The organism is Mycobacterium sp. E136 (genome assembly GCF_001666865.1).
In the GTDB taxonomy this organism is placed as follows: Bacteria; Actinomycetota; Actinomycetes; order Mycobacteriales; family Mycobacteriaceae; genus Mycobacterium.
Genome location: NZ_LZJE01000079.1, coordinates 1 through 4,592 on the forward strand (window position 1 = coordinate 1; position 4,592 = coordinate 4,592).

The following is a 4,592-nucleotide window of genomic DNA, read 5'->3' on the forward strand; positions in this document are numbered from 1 at the left end:
GAGTTGGCGGGCGCAGACAGGAAGTGGCGATGGGCCAGCCGTGCCCGCCGCTCGTCGACCGTGAACCTGCGCATCGACTGCGAACCGTACCGTCGGGCGCCGACAAAGTTTGGGATCGGTAGCCACCGGCGCGGCTTTGACTTCCTCCATGACGGGCGCCATCGGGGCGACGTTCAAACGAAGGGAAGAGCGATGAATCGGGTTGTAGTGGGTCTGATCGGACTGGTCGCCGGCGCCACCGTGCTGGTGGGCTGTTCGGACGACAAAGGCAGCGCCCCTGCGGCCAGCGCCGCGGGTGTGAGCAACGGCGGCAACACGCAGGTGAAGGTCGACGGCAACGACCTCGCGGGCCTGGACCTCGACACGGTCACGTGCGTCAAGCAGGGCGGCAAGATCAACGTCGCCAGCGGCGCGATCGGCGGGCAGCAGGGGTTGGGCATCGTGATGACCGACGAAGCGACGCCGACGGTCGAGTCGCTGGGCATGGTCGTCGACGGCAATGCCCTCGCGGTCACCAACACCATGGGCGCCAAGGTCGGGTCGGCCGAGGTGAAAGTCGATGGCGACACGTACACCATCACCGGCGAAGCCACCGGCGCCGACATCTCGAACCCGATGGCAGGGTCGATCACGAAGCCGTTCACCGTCACGGTCAACTGCAGTTGAACGATCCACCTCCCGAAGCGGCGGGCATGCCAGGCATGCCCGCCGCTTTCTATGATTCAGCCGTGGCGATCCCCGCGGACCTCGAGCGCGCGCGTTCCCTGGCGTTCGCCGCCAACGAGGAGGCGGCCAAGGACCTGCTGCTGTCGTTGGTCCCGCAGATCGAGCAGGCCGACCGCGACGACTGGATGCTCGAGGTGTACGCGTTGCTCGGCGAGATCTACCTCGTTCGCACCGCCTACAACGGCACCGAGGAGTGCCTGCACCGCATGCGCGAATGCCTCGCCGTCTACTCGGGGATCCTCGCCGGTACCGATTCCGAAGCCGCCGCCCAGGTGACGATGTCGCCGGCCGAGATCGAGCTGATGATGCGCCGATACTCGCGACGGGCCCGGTTCCTGCAGAGCGGGTTGGCCGCCGCGCACGGCGACCACGAGACGGCCGAGGCCACGCTCATCGCGCTGACCGACGACGAGCCCGTGGCCGAACTCGCCGCCGAACACCACTTCCTGATCACCTACGCGGAGATCCTGTGCGCGGTCGCGCTCTGCGATGATGACCTGCACGTCAAGTCGATTCCGTTGTGGGAACGGGTCATCGACGTCATCCAGCGCCGCGGTTCGTCTCCGGACGAGTTCGACGACCACCTCCTCGTCCTCGGGGCCACCGGCTACGGCAGGTTCTGCGTCGAGACGGGTCGCCTCTCGGAGGCCGAACCCTGGCTGCGGCGGGCGGGGGCGCGGGCCGAGGCGCGGGGGTGGCGGCTTGCGGTGGCGCGTACACAACTCGAACGTGCGACGGCGGCGTGGTCGGCGGGGGACCGGCCGCAGGCCCAGGCGTTGGTGCACGAGGCGTATCCGGCGATCGCCGAACATCTTCGCGCACACGATGTCTCGCGGTGCTGGCTCTATTTCGGCTTGATCAGCATCTCCGTGAACGCACTCGACGACGCCGACGAGCGACTCGGTCACGCCGAACGGCACTGGCGTGAGATCGAGAAGCCGCTGCACATCCACCGAATCCTGTTGCAGCGCAGCTGGGTCGACATCTTCCGTCAAGACTTCACCGCGGCGCAAGAGCGTGTCGCACAGGCCCGCGAGCTGCTCGACGCGTGGCCGCGACACACCTGGCTGCAGTACGCGCGGCTCGACGACCAACTCGGCAACATCTGGCGGGCTGACGCGCTGGCCGATCCGGCCAACGCCGCGGAAAAGCTCGAGAAGGCCGCCGACCTCAAACTGCCCGCAGCGCTGGCCGTCGACTCGGTGCGGCACGCGATTCCCGACGCCGACGCCCGCATGCGGTGGGCCACCCACGTGTCCGCGCCGATCCTCGCGGGCGCCTTCGCAGTCGCCTGGGAGTGGGGCAACACCGAGCTCGTCAGCGAGCTCATCGAATACCACACCGCGCGCGGCACGTTCACGGCCGAGCCGGGGTCGGCGGACGCCCTGGCCTGGGCCGACACCGCCACCGCGGCGGTGCCCGTCGAGTCGGCCGAGGAGTACGCGCTGGTCGCCTCCGGGCCGGTCATCACCGGCGGCGCATCGCTGACGCGGCTCGGACCGTTGCCGCCGCTGGTGATGGATCCGACCACCGCGCCGATCATCGGTCGCTACCGCGCGCTGGCGGCCGAGCGCTACGGCCGCGACGTCACCGCGGACGAGCCCGCGTGGTCCACGTGGCCCTGACCGAGACCTTGGTCCTGCGGTTCGCCGACGTCGGTGTGGCGACCTACGCCAGCCTGCGGGTCGTCGGCGATCCCGCCAAGACGGTCACCTGGGTCGTCGAGCAGCAAGACCTCACCGGGGCCGTGCAGCGACTGGGCGAGGCTTTGCCCGACCCCGTCGGCTCCGAGACCAGGCGCGACGCGCTGAACCGCGCGATCACCACAGGGGCGTTCTCCTCGCCCACAACCGAATTCGAGCTCGCCCGAGCATTGGGCACACACCTGCTCCCGGCGCCGGCCTGGCAGTTGCTGACCGACCACGCGGAACCGCCCGCGACGCTCTTCGTGTCGCCGAGCGCGAGACTGGCCAGGATGCCGTGGGGCCTGCTCGCGGCACCCAACGACAAGGGCACCCGGCTGATGGAACTGGTCGAGGTGCTGATGGCCGCACCGCCGAACATCGTCAATTCGCCTCGGACGTCGGCGGATTGGCACAACAGGCGTGACGACCCGATCCTGGTCGTGCTCGATCCGCGGGTTCCCGGCCAGCGACCCGACTCGGCGCTGGGATCGGTGCTGGGCCGGCCGTCTCCCGACACGGTCCTGGCCCGTCATTTCGCCGAGCTACGGACCCGTCGCACGCTGTTGCCGGACGCCGAAGGCGTCGTCGAGTTGTTCCGGCGCACGGACGCCGACCGCGGCTGGCTCGCCGGCCATCTCGGCAGGCGGCCCAGCCGGATGGTGTACGTCGGGCACGCGACCGCCGCCGACGGCGACGCCGGCCACGCGGACCGCGCGGCCCTGCATCTGGCCGAGGAGCGGCCGCTGACGGCCGGTGAACTCATGACGGCGCGGTTGCCGTTCCCTCCGCGGGTGGCGCTGCTGGCGTGCGCCTCCGGAGGCGACTACCAGTTCGATGAGGCCAGCGGGCTGGTGGCCGCGATGATCCTGGGCGGCGCCCAACTGGTCACCGCCACCCTGTGGTCGTTGCCCACGACGGCCGGTTACCGCCAGTTCGCGGCATCCGACGCGGATCCGATGAGCGAGGCGATCGTCGCCGTCGACAGCGCACACGAATCCCACGATGCCGGTTGGGCGGTGAACGCCTGGCAGCGACAGCGGATGCGGGACTGGCGCGACGGCGATCGCAGCGCCAGCCCGCTGTATTGGGCGGCCCTGGTCAGTTTCGCCGTCGACGGCGCCCGCTGATCACGCCGGCGCGACGCAGATCGCCACGGCGGACTCGTCGCCGGGACGGTGGTAGGTGTCGATGACGCTGCCAGGGGAGACCTTGACGAGTGCGGACGCGGGCACCAGCGCGGTCTCGTGAGCTGGAAACTGCCCGCCGCCAGGTTTTTTCACCATCACATCGAGTTCGACTTCCCGGCAGTCCTCGAGGGTCTGTCCCGTGGGCCGCATGCCGGTGACGACCGCCGGCGACCGGACCCCGCTGCGGATCAGCTCGAGCCGGTCGTCTGTGAGCAGGCCCTTGCGCACCAGCGTCCGATCGAATTCCGCCCGCGCAGCGCGGATATCGTCCGCCGTGGCCAGCCGCTCGTCGGCCTCGCCGGGCTCCGGTACCGATAGCCTCCAGCTGGGCAGTAACGAAGCGGCCGTGGTGCCGATGTAGACGATGCAGACGAACGCGAACAGCGCAGTGAACATGTCTTCAGGGTCGGACGGCCGAGCCGCTACCGAACCCAACTTTCTCGCTGTCCACAAGCGGGACCTACTTCTATCCTGTCCTGATGAGCACCGAGGCGACCGTCGCCGTCGCCCATCCGCGCCGGGCGGTCATCGACCGGGCGTGGCGCGCCGTCGGTCCCGGTGTGGAGGTGCTCAGCAGCGACGACGGTGGGCCACTGCGACGAACCGTGAAGCGGATCATCGACCCGCTCGTGCTGCGGCTCCGGTCCAACACCCAGTTCTCGGCGCCGTTCGTCGCACCCGATGTGGCCGACGCGATGTTCGACGCGATCGTGGGGCGCAGTGCACAGCTGCGCGACACCGCGGCGTGGTTCGAGGTGCTCAAACGCGAGCGGCGCCGGCTGCGCATCACGTCGGGAAACGCCCAGGAGCTCTACTTCCCCGTGTCTTTCGAGTTAGCCGTGACGAAAGGTCATCCCGCACAACACGGTTCGGAAGCCGAGGAGGTTCTGCGCGACATTCACGGCGAACGCGACCGTACCGCCATCGAGGTGCTGAACCGGTTCGTCTCCGACGAGAAAGTCATCGCCGAACTGGCGAGGCAACTGAGCCGCAG

General features: G+C 69.3%; 4 protein-coding genes and 1 pseudogene. 4 read left to right on the top strand and 1 reads right to left on the bottom strand.

Annotated elements, in window-relative coordinates; all coding sequences use genetic code 11:
* Nucleotides 1–192 precede the first annotated feature (192 nt).
* From A5698_RS05715 to A5698_RS05725, 3 genes are all read left to right on the top strand, one after another.
* A complete protein-coding gene (locus A5698_RS05715; protein WP_068294267.1) occupies nt 193–666 on the top strand; it encodes a lipoprotein LpqH in 474 nt (157 codons plus the stop codon).
* A gap of 62 nt (nt 667–728) precedes the next feature.
* Entirely contained in the window at nt 729–2,351 is a 1,623-nt protein-coding gene (locus tag A5698_RS05720; RefSeq protein WP_068294275.1) for a hypothetical protein, read from the top strand.
* On the top strand, nt 2,333–3,538 hold the full coding sequence (locus A5698_RS05725; protein ID WP_197506682.1) for a CHAT domain-containing protein: 1,206 nt from the start codon (nt 2,333–2,335) through the stop codon (nt 3,536–3,538). Before A5698_RS05720 ends, A5698_RS05725 begins: the two co-directional genes overlap by 19 nt.
* Here the strand turns inward: A5698_RS05725 and A5698_RS05730 are convergent, their stop codons facing one another.
* Complete coding sequence (locus A5698_RS05730; RefSeq protein ID WP_068294271.1) at nt 3,539–3,994, bottom strand: hypothetical protein; 456 nt, start codon at nt 3,992–3,994, stop codon at nt 3,539–3,541.
* An 83-nt stretch (nt 3,995–4,077) separates the two neighbouring features.
* Between A5698_RS05730 and A5698_RS05735 the strand changes: the two are divergent.
* A pseudogene (locus A5698_RS05735) lies at nt 4,078–4,592 on the top strand (hypothetical protein); the annotation flags it as partial.

Coding starts and splice junctions, on each gene's coding strand:
- A5698_RS05715 (WP_068294267.1), top strand. CDS start 193: ATGAATCGGGTTGTAGTGGGTCTGATCGGACTGGTCGCCGGCGCCACC.
- A5698_RS05730 (WP_068294271.1), bottom strand. CDS start 3,994: ATGTTCACTGCGCTGTTCGCGTTCGTCTGCATCGTCTACATCGGCACC.